Below are 22,867 nucleotides of genomic sequence, written 5' to 3'. Positions count from 1 at the left end.
ATTTTGTTAGCATGACGTTTTTGTACCCACACAGAGGGAATGTCATGTCGTCATATGAGACAGTAGAACAGCAGGCCAGCTACGGTATCGGCCGTCAAATCGGTGACCAACTGGCCCAGCAATCATTCGAAGGGCTGGAGGTGTCCGCCGTGCAACAGGGCCTGGCCGACGCCCTCAATGGGGTTGACTTCGCCGTTTCCCGCGAGGAGATCAATGGCGCCTTCCAGATCATCACCCAGCGCATGCAAGAGCAGCAGGCGGCCCAATCCAACCAGGCCAAGGAAGAAGAAGCGGCCTTCTTTGCCGCCAACGGTGAGCGTGCCGAAGTGGAGCAAACCGAGTCCGGCCTGCAATATGAAGTACTGGCCCAGGGAGACGGCGCCAAGCCTGCCGCTACCGATACCGTCCGCGTGCACTACCACGGCACCTTTATCGATGGTTCCGTGTTCGACAGCTCGGTATTGCGCGGCGAGCCGGCCCAGTTCCCGGTCAACGGCGTGATCAAGGGCTGGGTGGAAGCCCTGCAACTGATGCCGGTCGGCTCCAAGTGGAAGCTCTATGTGCCCCATCACCTGGCCTATGGCGAGCAAGGCGCCGGCTCCATCCCGCCCTGCTCCACCCTGGTGTTCGAAGTCGAACTGCTCGACATCGCCTGAATCTGAAAAAACCGGCAGCCGCCGGTTTTTTTATGCCCATTGTTTGCGTTGCGGAAATTTGCAAGCTTGCGCTTATCTGGCACACTTCGGGTCTATTCTTGGTAATCGTACAAATAAGGAAAGAGCAGCATGACAAATCCGGTTCGCATCGCCGTCTCCGGCTGTAATGGACGCATGGGCAAGGTACTGGTGGAGTCCGTCACCCATACCGAGGGCGTTATCCTGACCGCCGCCATCGAGCATGCCGGTTCCAGTGTACTGGGCGTGGATGCGGGCGAGCTGGCCAATGTGGGACGGCTCGGGGTGGCGGTGACCGCCGATCTGGCAGCGGTGATCGACCAGGTTGACGTCATCATCGATTTCACCCGCCCGGAAGCCACCCTGGCCAACATGGCCCTGGCCAGGACCCACGGCAAGCGGCTGGTGATCGGTACCACCGGTTTCGACGAGGCGCAAAAAGCCGAGATCCACGCCGCCGCCGCCGACACCGCCATGGTGATGGCGTCCAACTACAGTGTCGGGGTCAACCTGGTGTTCAAGCTGCTGGAGCAGGCGGCCCGGGTGATGGGGGATTATACCGATATCGAAATCGTCGAAGCGCATCACCGCTTCAAGGTGGATGCACCCTCAGGGACGGCGCTCAGCATGGGTGAGGTGATTGCCGAGACCCTGGGCCGTGACCTTAAAGCATGCGCCGTTTATGGTCGCGAAGGCATCACCGGCGAGCGGGATCGCAGCACCATCGGCTTTGCCACAGTGCGGGCCGGCGACATTGTGGGTGAGCATACCGCCATGTTCGTGGATATCGGCGAACGGGTGGAGATCACCCACAAGGCGTCCAACCGCCTGACTTTTGCCAATGGTGCCGTACGGGCCGCTGCCTGGATTTTCCAGCAACCGCCGGGCCTGTACGATATGCAGGATGTGCTGAATCTGAAATAATCTGCTTTATGCAGCCCCGCAGCCCGCACGGAGACATTCCGAGCGGGCTGCGGGAACCTTTATCGACAAGATTGTTTTCACATGAAGGTTTATAACATTTTGTTATATAAGGTATAATTTAACAATTTTGTGATTCATTCGGGTGTGGCTGAATAAATCGAAGCAGTGCCATATTTTGCCTTATCGCTGCTTGTTGTGTGAATTTTTATCCTTCTCTTTTGGTTTTATATTCAACTTTGCGCCATTCTTGAGCGGCCGGGCATTGCATTGTCAAAAAAATTTGTCGAAAACGCCGCTTTTATATAAAATACGCAGAATTTGCCCAGTATTAGCCGAGATGCAGTAAAATTTTTTTGTCTGCAGCTCGGGACAGCCAGGTAAATTGTTGATTTATAAGAATTAACTTGGAGGTTGTCTTGACTCACTCAGCGCTGCTCGTATTGGAAGACGGTTCGGTCTTCCGCGGTACAGCCATCGGTGCCGACGGTTGTTCCGTAGGTGAAGTGGTATTCAATACGTCGATGACGGGATACCAGGAAATCCTTACCGACCCGTCCTATTCCCGCCAGATCGTTACGCTTACTTATCCTCATATAGGCAATACCGGCACTAATGCTGAAGACGAAGAGTCCGATCAAGTCCATGCCCAGGGCCTGATCATCCGCGATCTCCCCATCATCGCCTCCAACTTCCGCAACCAGCGTTCCCTGTCCGACTACCTCAAAGCCCATAACATAGTGGGTATTGCCGATATCGATACCCGCAAGCTGACCCGCATCCTGCGCGAGAAGGGCGCCCAGGCCGGTTGTATCCTGGCCGGCAAGGATCTGGATGAAGCCAAGGCCCTGGCCGAAGCCCGCGCCTTCCCCGGCCTGAAAGGCATGGATCTGGCCAAGGAAGTGACCACCCGCGAGCCCTATCCCTGGAATGAGGGCAGCTGGGTACTGGGTGAGGGTCACCGCCAGCCGGCCGAGAGCGAGTTGCCCTACCATGTGGTGGCCTACGATTACGGCGTCAAGCGCAATATCCTGCGCATGCTGGTCGATCGCGGCTGCCGCCTGACCGTGGTGCCGGCCCAGACCCCGGCCGCCGAGGTGCTGGCCATGAAACCGGACGGCATCTTCCTGTCCAACGGCCCCGGCGACCCCGAGCCCTGCGATTACGCCATCAGCGCCATCAAGCGCTTTCTCGAGACCGACATTCCGGTGTTCGGCATCTGCCTGGGCCACCAGTTGCTCGGCCTGGCCAGCGGTGCCAAGACCGTGAAGATGAAGTTCGGCCACCACGGTGCCAACCACCCGGTCAAGGATCTGGACAAGGGCGTGGTGATGATCACCAGCCAGAACCACGGCTTTGCGGTGGACGAAGCCACCCTGCCGGCCCATGTGCGGGTGACCCACAAATCGCTGTTCGACGGCTCCCTGCAGGGGATTCACCGTACCGACAAGCCGGCGTTCAGCTTCCAGGGTCACCCCGAAGCGAGCCCGGGGCCGCATGAAGCCGCCGACCTGTTCGACCATTTTATCGATTTGATTAAGCAGTACCGCGCGTAATTAGGAGTAGGGAAGAGTCATGCCAAAACGTACAGACATACAGAGCATTCTGATCCTGGGCGCTGGCCCCATAGTGATCGGTCAGGCCTGTGAATTCGACTACTCCGGCGCCCAGGCCTGCAAGGCCCTGCGGGAAGAAGGCTTCCGCGTCATCCTGGTCAACTCCAATCCGGCCACCATCATGACCGATCCGGAGATGGCCGACGCCACCTATATTGAGCCCATCCACTGGGAAGTGGTGCGTCGCATCATCGAAAAAGAACGCCCCGATGCGGTGCTGCCCACCATGGGCGGCCAGACCGCCCTCAACTGTGCCCTGGAGCTGGAAAAGCACGGCGTGCTGGCCGAGTTCGGGGTGGAGATGATCGGCGCCACCGCCGACGCCATCGACAAGGCGGAAGACCGCTATCGCTTCGACCAGGCGATGAAGAGCATCGGCCTGGAGTGTCCCCGTGCCGGCATCGCCCACAACATGGACGAAGCCTACGGGGTGCTGGACCAGGTGGGTTTCCCCTGCATCATCCGCCCCAGCTTCACCATGGGCGGCACCGGCGGCGGCATCGCCTACAACCGGGAAGAGTTCGAGGAAATCTGTACCCGCGGCCTGGACCTGTCGCCCACCAGCGAACTGCTGATCGACGAGTCCCTGATCGGCTGGAAAGAGTACGAGATGGAAGTGGTGCGGGATCGCAACGACAACTGCATCATCGTCTGCGCCATCGAGAACTTCGACGCCATGGGCGTGCACACCGGTGACTCCATTACCGTTGCGCCGGCCCAGACCCTGACCGACAAGGAATATCAGCTGATGCGCAACGCCTCCATGGCGGTGCTGCGCGAAATCGGGGTGGAAACCGGTGGCTCCAACGTCCAGTTCGGCATCGATCCCAAGACCGGTCGCATGGTGATCATCGAGATGAACCCGCGGGTGTCCCGTTCTTCCGCCCTGGCCTCCAAGGCGACCGGCTTCCCCATCGCCAAGGTGGCGGCCAAGCTGGCCATCGGTTACACCCTGGACGAGCTGCAGAACGACATCACCGGCGGCCTGACCCCGGCCTCGTTCGAGCCGGCCATCGACTACGTGGTCACCAAGGTACCGCGCTTCAACTTCGAAAAATTTGCCGGCGCCAACGACCGCCTGACCACCCAGATGAAGTCGGTGGGCGAGGTGATGGCCATCGGCCGCAACTTCCAGGAGTCGGTACAAAAGGCCCTGCGTGGCTTGGAGACCGGCATGCACGGTTTCGACCCCATCGTCGACCTGAACGATCCCGAGAGCCTGGCGCGTATCCGCCACGAGCTGCAGGAGCCCGGTGCCGAGCGGATTTGGTATATCGCCGATGCCTTCCGCGCCGGCATGAGCGTGGACGGCGTGTTCAAGCTCACCAACGTCGACCGCTGGTTCCTGGTGCAGATCGAAGAGCTGGTCAAACTGGAAGAGCAGGTAAAAGACGCGGGCATGGCTGGGCTGACCCCGGAATTCCTGCGTGCGCTCAAGCGCAAGGGTTTTGCCGATGCGCGCCTCGGCAAGCTGCTGGGCGTGGCCGAAGGCGAGGTGCGCAAACTGCGCCACCGCCACGAGATCTTCCCGGTATACAAACGGGTGGATACCTGCGCCGCCGAGTTTGCCACCAACACCGCCTATATGTACTCCAGCTACGACGAGGAGTGCGAGGCCAACCCCACCGACAAGGACAAGATCATCGTCCTGGGTGGTGGCCCCAACCGTATCGGCCAAGGCATCGAATTCGACTATTGCTGTGTGCATGCCTCGCTCGCCCTGCGTGAGGACGGTTTCGAGACCATCATGGTCAACTGCAACCCGGAAACCGTGTCTACCGACTACGATACTTCCGACCGCCTGTACTTCGAGCCGGTAACCCTGGAAGACGTGCTGGAAATCGTGCGGGTCGAGCAGCCCAAGGGCGTTATCGTCCAGTACGGCGGCCAGACCCCGCTGAAACTGGCCCGGGCCCTGGAAGCGGCCGGCGTGCCGGTGATCGGCACCAGCCCGGACGCCATCGACCGGGCCGAGGACCGCGAGCGGTTCCAGCAGGCGGTGGAGCGTCTCGGCCTCAAGCAACCGGAAAACGGTACCGTGACCGCCATGGAACAAGCGGTCGCCATTGCCGAACGCATCGGCTATCCGCTGGTGGTGCGCCCCTCCTACGTACTGGGTGGTCGCGCCATGGAAATCGTCTATGACGAACAGGATCTGCGCCGCTACTTCAACGAGGCGGTGAGCGTCTCCAACGAGTCGCCGGTGCTGCTGGATCGCTTCCTGGACGACGCCACCGAAGTGGACATCGACGCCATCTGCGACGGCAAGGACGTGGTCATCGGCGGCATCATGGAGCACATCGAGCAGGCCGGCGTGCACTCCGGTGACTCCGGCTGCTCCCTGCCGCCCTACACCCTGAGCAAGGCCATCCAGGACGAGATGCGCGAACAGGTGCGCAAGCTGGCCCTGGAGCTGGGCGTGGTCGGCCTGATGAACGTACAATTCGCGGTCAAGGGCAACGACATCTACCTGATCGAGGTGAACCCGCGCGCCGCCCGTACCGTGCCCTTCGTGTCCAAGGCCACCGGCGTGCCCCTGGCCAAGGTGGCGGCCCGGGTGATGGCCGGCAAGTCCCTGGCCGAGCAGGGCGTGACCAAAGAAATCATCCCGCCTTACTACTCGGTCAAGGAAGTGGTGCTGCCGTTCAACAAGTTCCCGGGCGTGGATCCGCTGCTGGGGCCGGAAATGCGCTCCACCGGCGAGGTGATGGGCGTGGGCGAGACCTTCGCCGAGGCCTTCGGCAAGGCCCACCTGGGCGCCGGCAAGGCGGTGCCGAAGGAAGGCCGCGCCCTGCTGTCGGTGCGTCACAGCGACAAGCAGCGGGTGGTCGATCTGGCCGCCAGCCTGGTGGAGGCCGGCTACCAGCTGGACGCCACCCACGGCACCGCCGTGGTGTTGGGCGAGGCCAATATCAACCCGCGGCTGGTGAACAAGGTGCACGAAGGTCGTCCGCATATTCTGGATCGGATCAAGAACAACGAGTACAGCTACATCGTGAACACCGCCGAGGGCCGTCAGGCCATCGAGGATTCCCGTCAGCTGCGCCGGGGTGCCCTGAGCCAGAAGGTGTCCTACACCACCACCCTGAACGGGGCTTTCGCTACCGTCATGGCCATGGCCCACGACGCCACCGCCTCGGTGATTTCGGTGCAGGAAATGCATGAGCGGGTCGCCAACGGCAAATAAGCCGGTTGTTCCCGTCATTTGAAACAAAGAGGCGCCCGCGGGCGCCTCTTTGCTGCTGTTTAAAATTTACTCAGATATATTGACGATAGTGTTTGACGCCACCCCGCGACTCCCGTAGAGTGCACCCCAGCAAGATTCTCAAGTCAGCGCGGCCTTTGTATATTGTTGGTTCCTATGCGGTTCTTCAGTCACCAAGCTTCCCTTATTTGATTTTTGTTGCGTTTCCGAGCATGGCTCATCACTGAATAAAGGTAAGATAAAATGGCTAACGGCACCGTAAAATGGTTCAACGAAGCAAAAGGTTTTGGTTTCATCACTCCGGCTGACGGCAGCAAGGATTTGTTTGCCCACTTCTCCGAGATCGTCGGCAGCGGTTTTAAAACCCTGGCCGAAGGTCAGCAGGTATCCTACACCCCGTCCCAGGGTGCCAAGGGTCCGCAAGCTTCACAAATTCAGGTACTCTGATCCCTCAGGGTCACAGCGTCCTGTAAAAAACCCGCTTCGGCGGGTTTTTTTTTGGTGCGTCCGGCACGGGTGCACTCCTGGAGGTGCAAGTCCTCCCGCGAGCTGGCCACAGCGAGCGAAGTGAAGCGCAACTGCGGAAGGGTGACCGACCGTGGGGAGGAAGCGTGGATCATAAACCGTGAGCCGATGAACAAGAATCGGATACGAGGCACTGCCAAGCAGGGCGAGCGGGCCAGAAGCCGCGAAGCTCTTGTGGCCAAGGCGAGGTGGTGTAAATCCGGCGGTTGTGCGGTGAAGGAGTGTGTTCTTACCCGGGGAGATCTCGTCTCATGCCTGAAAGGGCGACGTGGCGACACGGAGCGAGAAGTCAGCAGAGGCCATAGTAGCCACCGTTACGGGGCGAAGGGCCGAACGCGAAGGAGCGTCAACCGCCTTGTCGATGAATACTGTACGGCATCAGATGCCCGCGTCAGCGGGGCGGGTCGCAACACGGGAAGGGGAAGCCTTGCCGGACGCGATCAGCGATGAAACAGCACTCCCGCGACGAGAGCCGGAGGACGCAGGGCGAAGCCTGCTGGCGCAGGTGTTCGCACGAGAGAATATGCAACGGGCATGGACGCGCGTGAAGGCCAACAAGGGAGCGGCGGGTGTTGACGGGCTGGACATTGCCCAGACCGCGGAACACCTGCGCTGGGCGTGGCCGGAGCTCAAACAGCAGCTGCTGGAGGGCGTCTATCGGCCATAGCCCGTTCGTCGGATAGGCATCCCGAAACCGGACGGCAGTGAACGGGAACTGGGTATCCCCACCGTCACCGACCGTCTGATCCAACAGGCACTGCTGCAAGTGCTGCAACCTCTGATTGACCCCACCTTCAGCGAGCACAGCTACGGCTTCCGTCCGGGCCGCCGGGCTCATGACGCGGTATTGGCGGCGCAACGCTACGTGAGCCAGGGCCGCCACATTGTGGTGGATGTCGACCTGTCGAAGTTCTTCGACCGGGTCAACCACGATATCCTGCTCGACCGGCTGAGGAAGCGGGTGAACGACCCCGGCGTCATCCGGTTGGTTCGTGCGTACCTGAACGCGGGCATCATGGACGGTGGCGTGGTCATGGAGCGGCACGAGGTCACGCCGCAAGGCGGGCCGCTGTCGCCGTTGCTGGCCAACGTCCTGTTGGACGAGGTGGACAAAGAGCTGGAACGCCGGGGGCACAGCTTCGCGCGCTATGCCGATGACTGCAACGTTTACGTTCGCAGCCACAAATCGGGAGAGCGGGTGATGCGTCTGCTCCGCCGTTGTTACGCGAAACTGCGTTTGATGATCAACGAAGCCAAAAGCGCAATCACCAGCGTGTTCGGTCGCAAGTTCCTCGGTTATGCCCTGTGGCAAACGAGGGAGGGAGACGTGCGACGCGCGGTATCAACGAAGTCATTACAGGCGTTCAAGCTCAGGATCAGGCAGCTGCCCCGGGGGGCTGGTGGTCGCAGCCTGGCACAGGTGGTGGAGAAACTCCGCAGCTACCTGCTCGGCTGGAAAGGGTACTTCAGGCTGGCACAAACGCCGCGCATCTGGCACTCACTGGATGAGTGGATACGTCGCCGCCTGCGAATGCTCCATCTCCGGCAGTGGCATCGGGGCAAGACGAGCTACCGGGAACTGGTGCGCCTTGGCGCGAGTGCCTGGGTTGCGCAATCGGTGGCGGCGCTGAGCCGACGCTGGTGGCATAAAAGTCGCTCCGCCATTCACAATGTGCTGACCGTAGCCTACTTCGACCGATTGGGTGTACCGCGCCTCTCGTGAGACCTCAACTTCTCGAACCGCCCGGTGCGGACCCGCATGCCGGGTGGTGTGGGAGGAGCGGAACCTATCGGTTCCCCCCTATCCCGATACCCCTAACCGGGACAGAGAGGCGGTTACTGGTGCGAACGGTCCTGGACAGACTGGATCACAGCACATCCATGATGCCAGCTGCCAGCTGCCAGCTTACCGCCGGCTTTCCATCCAGGATTCGAGGATCAGCTGGGCCGAGACCGCGTCCACCGCGTCCTTGCCCAGGGCTTTGTAGCCGCCGGCCTCGAACAGCCGGGCGCGGGCATCGGTGGTGGTGAGGCGCTCGTCCTGCAGCTCGACGGCCAGTCCGAAGCGGCCGTGCAGCCGGTTGGCGAACTTGCGTGCCCGCCGGCTGATGTCCTGCTCGGTACCGTCCATGTTGAGGGGCAACCCTACCACCAGCAGCGCCGGCTGCCACTCCTTGAGCAGCTTTTCCAGCTGGTGCCAGTCGGGCACGCCGTCGTTGGCTTTCAGCGCCAGCAGGGGGCGGGCGGTGGCGGTGAGCTCCTGGCCCACGGCCACGCCGATGCTCTTCAGGCCGTAGTCGAAGCCGAGCAGGGTCCGGCTCATGCGTGGCCCACCTGGGAGGACAGCTGGCGCGAGTCTACCCCCAGGCGTCCTATGGCCTGGTGCCAGCGCTGGGCCAGGGGAGTGTCGAAGATGAGGGCGGTGTCGGCGGGAATGGTCAGCCAGCTGTTCTCCACCAGCTCCTGCTCCAGCTGGCCCGGGGTCCAGCCGGCATAGCCCAGGGCCACCAGGTAGTGTTCCGGCTGCTGCTCGGTGCCCAGCACCTCCAATACATCGCGGGAGGTGGTGATCATCAGGTCGTCCGCCAGTTGCTGGCTGGAGCTGAAGCCCTCGACCGGGCTGTGCAGTACGAAGCCCCGATCCGCCGCCACCGGCCCGCCCTGCAGCACCGGCCGGTCGAGCGTCGGGCTGTCTTCCGGCTCCAGCTCCAGCTGGTGCAGCAGCTCATGCACTTTCATGTCGATGGGGATATTGATCACCAGCCCCATGGCTCCTTCGTCGTTGTGTTCACAGACATAGGTGACTGAGCCGGCAAAGAAGGGATCCTTCAGGCTGGGCATGGCGATCAGGAAATGATGTTGCAGTGAATCCATGGCTTCTCGGTATTGATATGGACGGCCGGACTGATCCGGCCGTGGTGGTTCAGGGGTCTTATGTCAGGATAGCCGTTTTTCGATGGCATCCATCAGCATGCCGGTAATATTCACCGGAAAGGCCGCTTCGATTTCCCGTATACAGGTGGGGCTGGTGACATTCACCTCGGTCAGTTTATCACCGATGATGTCGAGCCCCACGAAGATCAGGCCCTTGGCCTTGAGTACCGGGCCCAGCGCCTCGGCGATGTGTCTGTCACTGTCGCTCAGGGGCCTGGCCTCGCCCCGGCCGCCGGCGGCCAGGTTGCCGCGGGTTTCACCGCCCTGGGGAATACGGGCCAGGCAATAGGGCACCGGCTCGCCGTCCACCACCAGCACCCGTTTGTCACCGTCCTTGATGGCCGGCTGGTAGCTTTGCACCATGCAATAGCGGTGGCCATGCTCGGTCAGGGTTTCGATGATAACGCCGAGATTGGGGTCATCTTCCTTCACCCGGAAGATGGAGGCCCCGCCCATGCCGTCCAGCGGCTTGAGGATGATGTCCTTGTGCTCGCCGTGGAAGGCGCGGATATCGCTGGCCTTGCGGGTCACCAGGGTGGTTGGGGTGAACTCGGAGAACCAGGCGGTGTAAAGTTTTTCGTTGGCGTCACGCAGGCTCTGGGGCTTGTTGACGATCAGGGTGCCTTCTTCCTCGGCCCGCTCCAGCAGGTAGGTGGCGTAGATATATTCGGTGTCGAACGGGGGATCCTTGCGCATCAGGATCACGTCCAGCGAGCTCAGGGGGCGATGCTCGGCACCTCCCAGGGTAAACCAGGCGGCGGTATCCTCCTTGACCGACAAGGGCGCCATGCTGCCGAAGGCCTCCCCTTGCAACAGGCTGAGATCGCTCATTTCCATATACCAGAGTTCATAGCCGCGGCGCTGGGCTTCCAGCAGCATGGCGAAACTGCTGTCTTTCTTGATGTTGATGGACTGGATTGGGTCCATCACTATTCCCAATTTGATGGTCATGCAAGATCTCCAAAGCGGCATTGCAGGGCGGTGATGGCGGTCAGGGCGGCGGTTTCGGTGCGCAGTACCCGCGGGCCGAGCAGGATATCCACAAAGCCCTGAGCGCGGGCGAGGGCGATTTCGTCGTCGGACAGGCCGCCCTCGGGCCCCACCAGCAGCCTAACGCCGTGGTTGGGTAACGGCAAGCGGTTGACGCTGAATTGCGCCCTGGGGTGCAGATTCAGTTTGAGTTCATGGCTGTCTTCCGCCAGCCATTGTTCAAGGTTGACCGCCGGGCGGATGTCGGGAATGCGGTTGCGGCCGCATTGTTCGCAGGCGGCGATGGCAATTTTCTGCCATTGCTGGACTTTCTTGTCCAGCCGTTCACCGCTGAGCTTGACCCCGCAACGGCTGGAAAACAGCGGCGTGATCACATTGACCCCCAGCTCCACCGACTTCTGGATGGTAAAGTCCATCTTGTCTCCCCGGCTGATGACCTGGCCCAGATGGAAATGCAGGGGCGACTCGGTCTCGACGGCGCTGAAGGGACCGACGCGAACCAGGACCGACTTCTTGTCTGCCCGGACTATCTCGGCGTCGTACTGGCCGCCCTCACCGTTGAACAGCACCAGGGGTTGGCCGGGCTGCATGCGCAGCACCCGCCCGACGTGGTTGGCGCCGTCCTCCGACAGGGGGATTTCCTGCCCGGGCCCGAGCGGGCCGGGCTCATGGATTCGGGGTATACGCATAGTGTTCGCACTGCTCCTTCACAAAGGGGTTGCGGTTGCCCTGTACCTCGCTGATGCGGTGATCCCGCTCGCATTCCCAGTCGCTGGCCGGGTACTGGCGGTTCCAGGCTTCGAACAGCCGCAGCTGCTGCTTGGCGATAGCGAGCCGGTACTCTTGCTGCATATACAGATAAGTGCGGGCGATGGCGCCCCGGCTTTCCGCCGGTGGCTGGGCCCGGCGGCCCTTGAAATCGACCAGCATCTGGCACTGGCCGTATTGATCGGGCCGACCATTCCATTCGGAGAAGCGATAGTTGGAGCGATCGCCATTTACTTCGCCCACGGCCGGCACCAGGTTGTGCAGGTCGCCTTCCATGCGGTTGAACAGGGCGTCGCTGCGGGTGCAGTTCTTGCGCCCACCCTGCTGCCAGCACTGGCGCTGGTGACCGAACTCCCAGGCCGGCACTATGTGCTCCCACTCGATGCGGCTGGCCCGCACCTGCTGCTTACGTATCTGATAGCCACAGCCGTCCAGATCCGGCACCAGTTTCTTGCCTTCCCGCTTGATGTCGCAACCGCAGTAAAAGGAAACCGGATGCTGTTCATAGAGCCGGGTGGCCACCCGTTTGGCCTGGCTGAAAGACAAAGCATCGGCATAAGCCAGCCAGGAGCTTAAGCCCAGTAACAGAATAAAATAGCGCACGACTCGTTATTGTTTGGTTATGTAACAGCGGGGCAAGCTTACCATTCGGGGCGGGGCGGGGGAAAGGGCGCCATGGTGATTGGGGGCCGGGAAGGGTACCCGGCCCCGCCGTGGTTCACACCAATGCCAGCATGGCCTCGGCGGAAGAAACCTCGAACTTGCCCGGGGCTTCCACCTGCAGGGCGGTGACCACGCCGTTCTCGGCCACCAGGGCGAAGCGCTGGGCGCGCAGGCCGCCGAAGTCGCCGGTGTCCTTGTCGAGCCCCAGGGCTCGGGTGAAGTGGCCGGCGCCGTCGGCCAGCATGGTGATGGCATCGGCATTCTGGGCCTGCTGCCAGGCGCGCATCACGAAGGCGTCGTTGACCGACAGGCAGTACAGCTCTACGCCCTTGTCCTTGAACTGGTCGGCCAGCACCACGAAGCCGGGCAGGTGGGCCTGGGAGCAGGTGGGAGTGAAGGCGCCGGGCACGGCGAAGATCACCACCTTCTTGCCGCCGAACAGCTCGGCGCCGGTGGCGCTGTGTTTGCCGGCCTCGGTGATAAAGGTGAATTCCTGCTCGGGCAGGTGGTCGCCAATCTGGATCATGGGGTTTTCCTTCTGGTGGGGGTATGGGGTTTGAGCAATTGGCCACAGTGCATGCACAGGTAACGCTGCTTGCCGCGGAGGATACTGTTATGGCGGCGCAGGCTCAGCTGGTGCAGGCGACAGCCGCAGTCGTAGCTAAAGGTAGGAGCCACCTTGGCGGTATTCAAGCGGTGGCGGGTCCGCGGCTCGAGCCCGAAGACCTCGCGCATCACGGCCTGCCACTCGGCGCCATGGGGCCGGACCTTGCCGAAGCGGTGGAACACCACCAGGTGGGCCACTTCATGGGGCACGATTTCGGTGAGGAAATCGGCGGCGTTGTCGGCCAGCAGCACCGGGTTGAAGCGCAGCTCCCCGCGCTCCAGCCAGGCGGAGCCGGCGATGCGGCCGCGCTGATCGAAGCGTACCCGGGGTGGGGGAAAGTCCCGCCCCAGCCGTTGCCCGGCCAGGGCCAGGCATTGGCTCACCTTGTCCCTCACCTGCTGGCACAGGGCGTCACTGGGTTGGCTCATGGCGATGGAAACACGCAAGATGTTAGCCGATAAGTGTCCCTTGGGCCACTTGGCTCAAAACTGACAGACGGCTGCTCATAAGGATAAGCAAAGGGGAAGCCTGCGCTTCCCCTCCGCTTGATGACAACGTTGTCTGCTTCACAGGGATAAGTCGGCCAAAGGGCCAACTCCGCCGACACGCCGCAAGTACGTCCATGTAGGCTCGCACCTGCCATCCCTGGCAGGTGACGGTCGGCGGAGCCGCTCCCTTTGACCGCCTGTTTTGGCATGGGTGTTGCCTTCTGAATAAGCCCGAAGCTTTGTCAGCAGTCGGAGAGGAAGCCTGCGCTTCCCCTCGGGTGGTTACTTGAGGCCGGCGGCGTCGCGCAGCAGCTCGGCCTTGTCGGTGGCTTCCCAGGGGAACTCCTCCCGACCGAAGTGGCCGTAGGCGGCGGTGGCCTGGTAGATGGGCCGGTTCAGGTCCAGCATCTGGATCAGGCCGTAGGGACGGAGATCGAAGTGCTCGCGCACCAGGGCATCGATCAACTCCTCGGAGACCTTGCCGGTGCCGAAGGTTTCCACGCTGATGGAGGTGGGCTCGGCCACGCCGATGGCGTAGGACACCTGGATCTCGCAGCGATCGGCCAGGCCGGCGGCGACGATGTTCTTGGCCACATAGCGGGCGGCGTAGGCGGCGGAGCGGTCCACCTTGGACGGATCCTTGCCGGAGAAGGCACCACCGCCGTGGCGGGCCATGCCGCCGTAGGTGTCGACGATGATCTTGCGCCCGGTCAGGCCGCAGTCGCCCATGGGGCCGCCGATGATGAACTGGCCGGTAGGGTTGATGAAGTACTTGGTCTTGCTGGTCAGCCACTCGGCGGGCAGCACCGGTTTGATGATAAGCTCCATCACCGCTTCGCGCAGGGTAGCCTGGTCGATGTCGGGGCCGTGCTGGGTGGACAGCACCACGGCGTCGATGGCCACCGGCTTGCCGTCTTCATAGACGAAGGTCACCTGGGACTTGGCGTCCGGGCGCAGCCAGGGCAGCTCCTTGGCCTTGCGCACATGGGCCTGGCGCTTGACCAGGCGGTGGGCGTAGGTAATGGGGGCAGGCATCAGCACTTCGGTTTCGTTGGAGGCGTAGCCGAACATCAGGCCCTGGTCACCGGCGCCCTGGGCGTAAGGGTCGTCCCCTTCCCGATCCACGCCCATGGCGATATCCGGGGACTGTTTGCCGATGGCGTTGAGCACGGCGCAGCTGTCACCGTCGAAGCCCATGTCGGAGCTGGTGTAGCCGATGTCGCGCACGGTGCGGCGGGCCAGCTCTTCGATGTCGACCCAGGCGCTGGTGGAGATCTCGCCACCCACGATCACCATGCCGGTCTTGACGTAGGTTTCACAGGCGACCCGTGCCTTGGGATCCTGCTTGATGATGGCGTCGAGCACCGCATCGGAGATCTGGTCGGCAATTTTGTCCGGATGACCTTCGGATACGGACTCGGAGGTGAACAGTCTGGCCATTATGCTTCGGTTCCTAAACTTGAATTAATCTGCTGCTGTTATAGTACCGCCAACATAGCGGTATTAACATCTGGATGGCCATTCTAGTGAGGCGCCCTGCCGATTGCCAGCAAAAAGTCTCGCCATCCCAGTGAAAAGGGGCCGCCCCGGCGCCCCCGGACGGGAGAATAGATTTGCGCCCTCCGGCAGTCTTTGGGACAATACCGCCGTTTTATTAACCCTACATGTAAATGTTCTCAGGAGATGTCGATGCCTTCTCGTCAAGTGCTGGCCAATGCCGTGCGCGCATTGAGTATGGATGCGGTGCAGAAAGCCAATTCCGGCCACCCCGGAGCCCCCATGGGCATGGCGGATATCGCCGAGGTGTTGTGGCGTGATTACTTGAAGCACAACCCCACCAACCCCAACTGGGCCGACCGCGACCGTTTTATCCTGTCCAACGGCCACGGCTCCATGCTGCTGTACTCCCTGCTGCACCTGACCGGCTACGCGCTGTCCATCGACGATCTCAAGCAATTCCGCCAACTGCATTCCAAGACTCCGGGTCACCCCGAGTACGGCTACGCGCCGGGTGTGGAAACCACTACCGGCCCCCTGGGCCAGGGCATCACCAACGCCGTGGGCATGGCCATCGCCGAGAAGGCCCTGGCCGCCCAGTTCAACCGCCCCGGCCATGAGGTGGTGGATCACCATACCTACACTTTCCTGGGCGACGGCTGCCTGATGGAAGGCATCTCCCACGAAGCCTGCTCCCTGGCCGGTACCCTGGGCCTGGGCAAGTTGATTGCCTTCTGGGACGACAACGGCATCTCCATCGACGGCCATGTCGACGGCTGGTTCAGCGACGACACGCCCAAACGCTTCGAAGCCTACGGCTGGCAGGTGATTGCCGGTGTCGACGGCCATGACAGCGCCGCCGTGGCCGCCGCCATCGACGCCGCCCGCGCCGATACTTCCCGCCCCACCCTGATCTGCTGCAAGACGGTGATCGGCTTCGGCTCCCCCAACAAGGCCGGCACCCACGACTGCCACGGCGCGCCCCTGGGTGACGCCGAGATCGCCGCTACCCGCGAGCAGCTGGGCTGGAGCCATGCGCCCTTCGAGATCCCCGCCGACGTTTACGGCGAGTGGGATGCCAAGGCCAAGGGCCAGGCCGCCGAAGCCGGCTGGAACGAGCAGTTTGCCGCCTATGCCGCCGCCCATCCGGAACTGGCCACCGAGCTCAAGCGCCGCCTGAACGGCGAGCTGCCCGCCGACTGGGCCGCCCAGAGCGCCGACTTCATCAAGACCCTGCAGGCCAACCCGGCCAAGATTGCCACCCGCAAGGCCTCCCAGAATGCCCTGGACGCCTTTGGTGCCATCCTGCCCGAGCTGCTCGGTGGCAGCGCCGACCTGGCGCCTTCCAACCTGACCATGCACAAGGGCTCCCAGCCGATCAGCGCGGAAGACGCCAGCGGCAACTACCTGCACTACGGCGTGCGCGAGTTCGGCATGAGCGCCATCATGAACGGCATCGCCCTGCACGGTGGCTTCGTGCCCTACGGCGGCACCTTCCTGATGTTCGTGGAATACGCCCGCAACGCGGTGCGCATGGCGGCCCTGATGAAGCAGCGCTCCATCTTCGTCTATACCCACGACAGCATCGGCCTGGGCGAAGACGGCCCCACTCACCAGCCGGTGGAGCAGATCGCCTCCCTGCGCCTGACCCCCAACATGAGCACCTGGCGCCCTTGTGACCAGGTGGAGTCCGCCGTGGCCTGGAAACACGCCATCGAGCGCCAGGACGGTCCGACCGCCCTTATCTTCTCCCGCCAGAACCTGGGGCAGATGGAGCGCACCGAGGCGCAGCTGGCCGACGTGGCCAAGGGCGGCTATGTGCTGAAGGACTGCGCCGGCACTCCCGAGCTCATCATCATCGCCACCGGCTCCGAAGTGGAGCTGGCGGTGGCCGCCTGTGAGCAGCTGAGCGCCGAAGGCCGTGCGGTACGGGTGGTGTCCCTGCCCTGTACCGATGTGTTCGATGCCCAGTCCGCCGACTACAAGGAAAGCGTGCTGCCCGCCGCCGTCACCAAGCGCCTGGCGGTGGAAGCCGGCATCGCCGACTACTGGTACAAGTATGTGGGCTTCGGTGGTGACATCATCGGTATGCACAGCTTCGGTGAATCGGCCCCGGCCGGGGATCTGTTCAAGCTGTTCGGCTTCAGTGTCGACAACGTGGTGGACAAGGCCAAGGCCCTGCTGGCCTAAGCCTTCTCCCATCCCGTAAAAAAAAAACCGGCTGCTACAGCCGGTTTTTTTATGCCCGGGATCCAGCCTGCTGAATAGTTTTTCCGAATACCAGATCGATATCGGCCGCGACCGGGCGGTGGCCGGTCGCTGTAGCACCATTAGGATGAGTTATTTAGAGGAAAGAGGCAGCGAAAGCGGCTGCCCTGAGTGCTGGAATCAACCTCGATGCGGGCCTGGTGGCCGTCGAGAATGGCCTTGACCAGGGTCAGGCCCAGGCCGTAGCCCGGGCTGTGCCGGCCGTGGTCGGCCCGGTACAGGCGTTCGAAGATATGGGGCAGATCGGCCGGGTCGATACCCATTCCCGAGTCTTCGAACACCACCGCGATATGCTCGTCGTCCCGTTCGGCCCGAACCCGGATCCGGCCGCCGGGCGGGGTGTACTTGACGGCGTTGTCGAGCAGGTTGGCGAAGGCCTGGCGCAGGGCCTGGGCGTCGCCTTGCAGCCACAGCGCCGGCGCCAGCTCGGTGCCGAGGTGCAGGCCCTTGTCCTCGGCGGCCAGTTCGTACAGCTCGCTCACCTCCCGCAGCAGCGCACCCAGCTCGCAGTGCTGGCGACGGGCGGGATCCAGGCCCTGCTCGGCGGCGGTGATCGCCAGCAGATAACCGAGCAGGGCTTCCATGCGCTGGTTTTCCTCGGCGCAGTCGAGCAGGCTTTCGCGCCAGCGGGCCGGATCCTGGCTGGCCAGGGCCTGCTCCAGGCTCAGGCGCTGGCGGGTGAGGGGGGTGCGCAGATCGTGGGCGGCGCTGTCCAGGGCGTGGCGCAGGCCGCTGACCAGGCGGTGGATGCGGGCCATCTGCTGGTTGAACAGCAGGGTCAGCTGGCCCAGCTCGGTGCGGGGCGAGGCGGTCGCGGGCACCTGCTGCTCCAGGCCGTCCCGTTGCAGGCCGGCTACCCGCTGGATCAGCGCCCGTATCGGGCGCAGGGTGCGCCGGGTGAGCCAGGCCACCAGCAGCAGGCTGCACAGCAGCATGGGCAGCATCAGCTGCAGCATGGTCTGCCGGTAGCGGGCCAGATCCTGGTGCCGGGGCTGTGCCGCCAGCGCCACTTGCAACCGGTATCCCTGCCACCGGTACCCCTGGCTCCAGCTGTCGTCGGCGAGCCGTCCGTCACCGGCCGAAGGCAGCGCCGGACCGGCGCTGAACAGCAAGTGCCCGTCCGGGGCGCGGTAGCGCACCCGGTAGTGGCTGAGTTCGAGAAAGTCCCGGTCCCGTTGCAGCACGTGCACCAGCTTGTCGGGACCGGCATCCAGGCCGACGCGGCGGTAGTTGTCGAGCAGGGTGGCGACCAGTTGCCGGTCCTTTTCCAGCAACCGCTTGCCGAGCAGGTGATCGCCGGCCAGCAGCAGGCCGCCGGTGACCAGGGTCATCAGCAGCAGGTACCAGAGGGTGAGGATGCGCCCGGTGGCGAAGCGGGGCTCAATCGGTGCGCAGGACATAGCCGATGCCTCTCAGGGTGTGCAGCAGTTTTTGCGGTCTGTCCTTGTCTATCTTGTTGCGCAGCCGGCACACCAGCACGTCCACCACATTGGTCTGGGGATCGAAGCGGTAATCCCAGACCCGCTCCAGGATCTGGGTGCGGGACAGCACCCGTCCCTGGTGGCGCAGCAGCAGTTCGAGCAGCACCAGTTCGCGGGGTTGCAGCGCCAGCTTCTGCTCGCCGCGCCAGGCCTGCTTGCGCAGCGGATCCAGCCGCAGATCCGCCAGTTGCAGCAGGCTGTCGGCCGGTGCCGGCTGGCGCCGGCGCAGCAGGGCCTCCAGCCGGGCCAGCAGCTCGCTGAAGGCGAACGGCTTGGTCAGGTAGTCGTCGCCGCCCAGGCGCAGGCCCTGCACCCTGTCGTCGATCGAGCGCCGGGCGCTCAGCAGCAGGATGGGAAAATCGATGCCCTGGCCGCGCCATTCCCGTACCAGGCTGAGGCCGTCCCGGCCCGGCAGCATGATGTCGACGATGGCCAGGTCGGGCGCCTGCTCCAGGGCCCGGCCGGCGGCGTCTTCCGCCCGGCTGCAATGATGCACCCGGTAACCCTGCTCGGTGAGGCCCCGCTCGAGGAAGGCGGCGATTTTATGGTCGTCTTCGACCAGCAGCAGCTCCATGTGTTCCGCTCCGAGGAAGTGAGAAAGGCGGCCATTGTAGCGCCGCGACCGCTGCTTGCCGCCAACCTTTCCAACTTGTAATGCCGCGGCAAGGTGGCGGCAAGCGAGGGGGCATATAGTCGGCCCCTTATTCACAGCGGAGAACGAACGATGAAAAAATACCTTGCCCTGCTGGCCCTGGCCGGCCTCGGCGCCCAGGCGCAGACCCTGGACACCGCCGTGCTCGACACCGACACCGCCCAGCAGCTGGTGGCCGCCGGCCTGAACCAGTGCGCCAAGGACGGCTACCACGTCACGGTGGCGGTGGTGGATCGCTCGGGCGTGCTCAAGGCCCTGGCGCGCCACGAACAGGCCGGCCCCCACACGGTGGAAAGCGCGCGCAAGAAGGCCTTTACCGCCGCTTCCATGGGGGTGGTGACCGCCGAGCTGGCCAACAACATCGCCGACAAGCCGGCGCTGTTCGGCCTGCGCGAGATGCATCCGGACCTGCTGATCCTGGCCGGCGGCCTGCCGGTGCGGGTGAAGGAGCAACTGGTGGGCGGCATCGGCATCGGCGGGGCGCCCGGCGGCCACCTGGACCAGGCCTGCGCCGAAGCCGCGCTCAACGCCGTACTGAACTAGGCGCCTGCTCCGCCAGCCAGGCCAGCAGTTGCGGCTCCGGCATGGGGCGGGCACGCAGGTAGCCCTGGTAGGCCGGGCAGCCCAGTTCGGCCAGGCTGGCCAGCTGCTGCTCGGTCTCCACCCCTTCCGCCACTACCGTCAGTTTGAGGATGGCGGCCAGCTCCAGCAGGCAGGCGATGATGGCCTTGTCCTGGGGGCGGTGGTCGATATGCTGGATAAAGGAGCGATCCAGCTTGATCTCATCGACCGGCAGTTCCCGCAGGTAGGCGAAGGAGGAATAGCCGGTGCCGAAGTCGTCGATGGACAGACCCACTCCCAGGGCCTTGATCTGCGACATGCGGGCCCGGCTTTCCTGCAGGTTGCCGATGATCACCCCTTCGGTCACCTCCAGGGTCAGCCGGTGTTTGCCGGCAGGGTATTGCTGCAACAGGGCCGAGAGCTTGCTGACAAAGTCCGGGCTGTGGAAATGGCGGGCGCTGATATTGACCGAGACCCGACCGGGCAGCAGACCCTCGGCCTGCCAGCCCTGGATGCGAGCACAGGCTTGCTGCAGCACCCAGTCGCCGATGTCGCAGATCAGCGAAGTTTCCTCGGCCACCGGGATGAAATGGCCGGGGGGCACCGCTTTCCCGCCCGGCGGCAGCCAGCGTAGCAGGGCCTCCAGCCCCAGCTGCTGGTTATCGCGGACGCCCAGCTGGGGCTGGAAATAGAGCTCCAGTTCGTGATTTTTCAATGCCTGTTGCAAGGCATTGGACAGGCGCAGCCGCTCTTCCACCTCGTCGGCCATTTCCTGGCTGAAGAACACATGGCTGCCGGGGGCGATGCGCTTGGCCATGTGGTTGGCGGTATCGGCCTGGCGCATGTATTCCTCCTGTTCCAGCTCGGCCACCGGGAACAGGCTTACCCCCAAGCTGGCGCTCAGGTGCAGGCGCAGGCTGCCAAGCTGGAAGGGCAACAGGAATTGCTCACTCAGGGCATTGGCCAGCTGCTCGGCCCGGGTTTTGGCCGCCGAATAACCGTGTCCCAGGTTGGGGCACAGCAGCACGAATTCATCGCTGGCAATGCGTGCCAGGCTGGCACCTTCGATCTGCCCGGCAAACTGCCCCAGCCGCTCGGCCACCTGTACCAGCAGGGCATCGCCGGTGGCATAGCCGAGAGAGTCGTTGATGTTCTTGAAATCGTCCAGATCGAGCAACAACAAGGCGCCGCGGCTGGCTTCGTGCTCGGCCAGCGCCACCGTATGGGCGATATGCTCGACCATAAAACGCCGGTTGTGCAGGCCGGTGAGATCATCAAAGTAGGCCATCCGCTCGATGCGCTGCTTGTCGGCCTTTTGCCCGGAAATGTCTTCCACGCCGCATACGTAGTGCACCATGCCCAGGCCATCCCGCACTTCGGTGATGCGGATGCTCACCGCCAACTCCCTGCCGTCGGCCCGTAACAGCCGCTGTTCACCCTGCCACTGGTGGTCCTGCTCCATGGCCTGGACGATGGCGTCAAGTGTGGCGGTATGGGGATGGTCGGCCCGCAACCGCAAGATGGAGCAAGCGGCCAGCTCCTCCCGTGCATAACCGCTCATGTCGGCGAAGGCCTGGTTGGCCTGCTGGATATGCAGCCGGTTGTCGGTGATGAAGAGTCCTTGCTGGGTTTCGAAGGCGGCGGCTGCCACCATCAGCGCTTCCTGATCCCGGCGGCGCAATAATTCGGCCCTGACTCTGGGGGCGAGCTGCTCAAGCAAGGACTGCAGCGGAGCACTGGCGTCCAGGGGCTGCTTGAACAACAGTGCCAGTATGCCCATGGGCTGGTCTGTTTCATCTTTCAGCGACAGGCCGATATAGGCCTGCAGGCCTCTTTCCTGCAGCAGGCTGTCTTCCGGAAACTGTTCGGCAACCTTGCTGGGGTAAATGCAGATGTGCTGGTCGGCTTCGTAACTGAAGGTACAGGGCGTGCCGGCCAGGTGGTAGCTGAACAGAGGCTGGAGTTGTCCATCGGCATAGCAGGACAGCACCCTGACCTTGTCTTGCCGGTGATGCTGGAGGCCGACCAGGGCCATGTCGGCGCCACAGAGAGTGGCCAGTTGCAGCATCAACTGATTGAAGAAATCCTGGCCGGTGTGGCGGCACAGCAGCGGCGTCAGCGTGCCTATGTCGAGGTCGTCCGGCGACGCGGACTCGACCGGCTGGCCCAGTAGTTGCACCAGCTTGCCGGCCACTGTAGCAACAAACTGCATGTCGGAAGGGGTCACCGGGGCGCGCGGGTGGCTGTATTCCAGACTGATCAAGCCGGCGATGTCCTTGCCGGCCGGCAGGGGGACATCCAGCCGGTGCTGGATACCCTCCTTAACCAGGTAATCAAAGGCACTGAGCAGGGGCTGTTGGGCACAGTGGCTGTAACTCAGTCCTCCCCGTTGCTGCAAGGTACGCAAATAGCGTCGATCGGCCCTGATCGGGCGCAATAGAAACGGCAAGCCTTGGCTGTATAAGGGGCGCAGCATGTCTTCGTTGGGGTAATACCGCCAGAGTATGATCCTGTCTGCCTGTAGCTGGGTGATCAGGGTATCTATCAGTGTCGGCAGCTGCGTTGGCAGCGGTTTCAGCTGCTGGCCCCAGCCCTGCTGCAACTGCCATTCCATCAAGCCCAGGGCATCCTGATGCCGGACAGGATCCATATCGGCACTGAGCAACCAACCGCTCTGCTCGGTCGGCGCCAGGTGGCACTGCCAACGGCGATTCCCGATGGTCAGGCCGATGCTGGCCGAGGCTCCCGAGGCACACAGCCGTTCCAGTTGCCGGCGGTCGGGCTCGTCGAGCTGGCCGAGCAGGGATTGATGAGGGTCGGGCAGGACGATATCGGCAGGAGGATGCGGCGTCAGCGGGTAAAGGCAAAACTGGGGATCCAGTCTGAAAAAACACAACCGATGCCGGGTCCTGTGAAATGCGGGCAACTGCATGATGCTGAGGTCCTTGTGAGTGCAGGCTTGCCGGGAGGGCATCATATTGACGGCTGGCGGCAGTGTTGTAAATAACGGGGGGCGA

General features: G+C 63.1%; 20 protein-coding genes. 9 read left to right on the top strand and 11 right to left on the bottom strand.

Features of this window, described 5'->3' with window-relative positions:
• Positions 1–44 precede the first annotated feature (44 nt).
• From bamJ to ltrA, 7 genes are all read left to right on the top strand, one after another.
• Entirely contained in the window at positions 45–656 is a 612-nt protein-coding gene (gene bamJ / locus JKV55_RS12920; protein WP_202086078.1) for a BamJ family beta-barrel-assembly machinery protein, read from the top strand.
• A 129-nt stretch (positions 657–785) separates the two neighbouring features.
• Positions 786–1,598 (top strand): 4-hydroxy-tetrahydrodipicolinate reductase, encoded by an 813-nt coding sequence (dapB, locus tag JKV55_RS12915; protein ID WP_202086076.1) that lies wholly within the window; start codon positions 786–788, stop codon positions 1,596–1,598.
• 416 nt (positions 1,599–2,014) lie between these two features.
• Positions 2,015–3,151, top strand: coding sequence for a glutamine-hydrolyzing carbamoyl-phosphate synthase small subunit (gene carA, locus JKV55_RS12910; protein WP_202086074.1), 1,137 nt, complete (start codon positions 2,015–2,017; stop codon positions 3,149–3,151).
• Positions 3,152–3,170: 19 nt separating this feature from the next.
• Positions 3,171–6,398 (top strand): carbamoyl-phosphate synthase large subunit, encoded by a 3,228-nt coding sequence (gene carB / locus JKV55_RS12905; RefSeq protein WP_202086072.1) that lies wholly within the window; start codon positions 3,171–3,173, stop codon positions 6,396–6,398.
• Positions 6,399–6,659: 261 nt separating this feature from the next.
• On the top strand, positions 6,660–6,863 hold the full coding sequence (locus tag JKV55_RS12900; RefSeq protein ID WP_094038042.1) for a cold-shock protein: 204 nt from the start codon (positions 6,660–6,662) through the stop codon (positions 6,861–6,863).
• A 505-nt stretch (positions 6,864–7,368) separates the two neighbouring features.
• Positions 7,369–7,608 (top strand): hypothetical protein, encoded by a 240-nt coding sequence (locus JKV55_RS12895; RefSeq protein ID WP_202086070.1) that lies wholly within the window; start codon positions 7,369–7,371, stop codon positions 7,606–7,608.
• 12 nt (positions 7,609–7,620) lie between these two features.
• Positions 7,621–8,664, top strand: coding sequence for a group II intron reverse transcriptase/maturase (gene ltrA / locus JKV55_RS12890; RefSeq protein ID WP_202086901.1), 1,044 nt, complete (start codon positions 7,621–7,623; stop codon positions 8,662–8,664).
• A 183-nt stretch (positions 8,665–8,847) separates the two neighbouring features.
• On the opposite strand, the gene ruvX is transcribed toward ltrA, so the two are convergent.
• The 8 genes from ruvX to metK all read right to left on the bottom strand — a co-directional run bounded on the left by ruvX (position 8,848) and on the right by metK (position 14,831).
• Positions 8,848–9,264: a Holliday junction resolvase RuvX gene (ruvX, locus tag JKV55_RS12885; protein ID WP_202086068.1), complete on the bottom strand. Its 417-nt coding sequence runs from the start codon at positions 9,262–9,264 to the stop codon at positions 8,848–8,850.
• Positions 9,261–9,815: a YqgE/AlgH family protein gene (locus JKV55_RS12880; protein WP_202086066.1), complete on the bottom strand. Its 555-nt coding sequence runs from the start codon at positions 9,813–9,815 to the stop codon at positions 9,261–9,263. Before JKV55_RS12880 ends, ruvX begins: the two co-directional genes overlap by 4 nt.
• A 63-nt stretch (positions 9,816–9,878) precedes the next feature.
• The gene (gene gshB / locus JKV55_RS12875) at positions 9,879–10,826 is read right to left on the bottom strand and encodes a glutathione synthase (protein WP_202086064.1); all 948 of its coding nucleotides are present in this window, start codon (positions 10,824–10,826) and stop codon (positions 9,879–9,881) included.
• Complete coding sequence (rsmE, locus tag JKV55_RS12870; RefSeq protein WP_202086062.1) at positions 10,823–11,554, bottom strand: 16S rRNA (uracil(1498)-N(3))-methyltransferase; 732 nt, start codon at positions 11,552–11,554, stop codon at positions 10,823–10,825. The genes gshB and rsmE overlap by 4 nt, the downstream gene beginning before the upstream one ends.
• Entirely contained in the window at positions 11,532–12,236 is a 705-nt protein-coding gene (locus JKV55_RS12865; RefSeq protein ID WP_202086060.1) for an endonuclease, read from the bottom strand. Before JKV55_RS12865 ends, rsmE begins: the two co-directional genes overlap by 23 nt.
• A 115-nt stretch (positions 12,237–12,351) precedes the next feature.
• A complete protein-coding gene (locus JKV55_RS12860; RefSeq protein WP_202086049.1) occupies positions 12,352–12,822 on the bottom strand; it encodes a peroxiredoxin in 471 nt (156 codons plus the stop codon).
• Positions 12,819–13,331 (bottom strand): SprT family zinc-dependent metalloprotease, encoded by a 513-nt coding sequence (locus tag JKV55_RS12855; RefSeq protein ID WP_202086047.1) that lies wholly within the window; start codon positions 13,329–13,331, stop codon positions 12,819–12,821. Before JKV55_RS12855 ends, JKV55_RS12860 begins: the two co-directional genes overlap by 4 nt.
• A gap of 342 nt (positions 13,332–13,673) precedes the next feature.
• Positions 13,674–14,831 carry a methionine adenosyltransferase gene (metK, locus tag JKV55_RS12850; RefSeq protein ID WP_202086046.1) on the bottom strand — a complete coding sequence of 386 codons (1,158 nt, stop codon included), beginning with the start codon at positions 14,829–14,831 and terminating at the stop codon, positions 13,674–13,676.
• A gap of 249 nt (positions 14,832–15,080) precedes the next feature.
• Between metK and tkt the strand changes: the two genes are divergently transcribed.
• Complete coding sequence (tkt, locus tag JKV55_RS12845; protein ID WP_202086045.1) at positions 15,081–17,078, top strand: transketolase; 1,998 nt, start codon at positions 15,081–15,083, stop codon at positions 17,076–17,078.
• 140 nt (positions 17,079–17,218) lie between these two features.
• On the opposite strand, the gene JKV55_RS12840 is transcribed toward tkt, so the two are convergent.
• On the bottom strand, positions 17,219–18,556 hold the full coding sequence (locus JKV55_RS12840) for a sensor histidine kinase (RefSeq protein WP_202086044.1): 1,338 nt from the start codon (positions 18,554–18,556) through the stop codon (positions 17,219–17,221).
• On the bottom strand, positions 18,537–19,211 hold the full coding sequence (locus tag JKV55_RS12835; RefSeq protein ID WP_202086043.1) for a winged helix-turn-helix domain-containing protein: 675 nt from the start codon (positions 19,209–19,211) through the stop codon (positions 18,537–18,539). The genes JKV55_RS12840 and JKV55_RS12835 overlap by 20 nt, the downstream gene beginning before the upstream one ends.
• A gap of 150 nt (positions 19,212–19,361) precedes the next feature.
• Here JKV55_RS12835 and JKV55_RS12830 point away from each other — a divergent pair, with 150 nt between their 5' ends.
• The gene (locus JKV55_RS12830; protein ID WP_202086042.1) at positions 19,362–19,832 is read left to right on the top strand and encodes a GlcG/HbpS family heme-binding protein; all 471 of its coding nucleotides are present in this window, start codon (positions 19,362–19,364) and stop codon (positions 19,830–19,832) included.
• On the opposite strand, the gene JKV55_RS12825 is transcribed toward JKV55_RS12830, so the two are convergent.
• A complete protein-coding gene (locus tag JKV55_RS12825) occupies positions 19,813–22,782 on the bottom strand; it encodes a sensor domain-containing phosphodiesterase (RefSeq protein WP_202086041.1) in 2,970 nt (989 codons plus the stop codon). The genes JKV55_RS12830 and JKV55_RS12825 overlap by 20 nt on opposite strands.
• Between the last annotated feature and the right edge of the window lie 85 nt (positions 22,783–22,867).

This window comes from Zobellella iuensis (assembly GCF_016746085.1).
Lineage (GTDB): Bacteria > Pseudomonadota > Gammaproteobacteria > Enterobacterales > Aeromonadaceae > Oceanimonas > Oceanimonas iuensis.
Note: the sequence above shows the minus strand (reverse complement) of the source record. Positions and strands in the feature narration are given on the sequence as shown.